This window comes from Micromonospora sp. LZ34 (assembly GCF_052981855.1).
The window spans coordinates 1-1052 of record NZ_JBRIQN010000158.1 but is presented as its reverse complement, the minus strand read 5'-3'; the positions used below and the strand labels follow the sequence as shown (position 1 = coordinate 1052).

Sequence of the window (1052 nt, the reverse complement as noted above, 5' to 3'; positions counted from 1 at the left end):
ACGCGGTGGCGGACGTCGAGGAGGCTGCCGGGGTAGTCGTCGCTGATCGCGGCGATGCGTGGCACGCCGGCCATCCGCAGCAGCAGCGCCAGCGGCAGCGGGGACTGGTGGAAGCTGGTGAAGATCACCGCCTCGCCGGCGCCGACCGCGGCCAACCGCTCGGTCAACGCGCGCATGTCCGCGGAGTCGACCGGGTCGGGCGTGGCCTCGATCCACGGCAGCGGATGCTCGATGATCTCGTCCACCCCCGGCAGCAGGTCCGCCGCCGCCCGCCCACGCGGCCCGCACAGCAGCACCACCCGGTCGGCGTCCGCCGCGACCGCGCGGATGGCGGGGCCGGTGACCAACACGTCCCCCGCCGAGTCCGACCGCACCACCAACACCGTGCGCCCGCGCCCGTTCCCCGACCGGATCACCCCGTGCCCACCGGACCGGGTCGCCGTGTTGGCACCGGGCCGGGCCACCAGGCTGTCACCCACACCGGACCCGACGCCGACGGCGGGTGCGGGCAGTCGATAGCTGGCCGGGTCGACGGCCGCCTGCCGGAACAGGATCTGCTCCACCGCGGCCGGCAGATCCACCGCCGTGTGCGCAGCCGCCGCCACCTCCTCCGGCCGCGTCACCGGCGTCGGCACCAGAATCCCGCACGCCCCCGCCGCCAACCCCGCCGTCACATCCCGACCAATGTCCCCCACCACCACACACCGACCCGGCGTCGTCCCCAACTGCGCCGCCGCCGCCCACACCAACCCCGGCGCAGGCTTACGACACCCACACCCGTCACCATCGTCATGCGGACACACCAACCACGCGTCGAAGCGCCCCAACAACTCCTCGATCCGCGCGTGCACCGCCCACATCTGACCCTCGGTGAAAAACCCCCGCGCCAACCCCGACTGATTCGTCACCACCGCCAACTTCAGACCCGCCGCCCGCAACCGGTCCAACGCCACCCGCGCCCCCGACACCGGCCGCACCTTCTCCGGATCACCGTTGAACGGCACGTCCTCCACCAACGTGCCATCCCGATCCAGCAACACCGCATCGAACAG

General features: G+C 72.9%; 1 protein-coding gene. It reads right to left on the bottom strand.

The features are described 5' to 3' along the window. Nucleotides 1-1040 (bottom strand): HAD-IIIA family hydrolase (locus ACVCAH_RS37915; RefSeq protein WP_447141017.1); only part of this gene is annotated, 1040 nt, incomplete at its 3' end. Nucleotides 1041-1052: the final 12 nt, after the last annotated feature.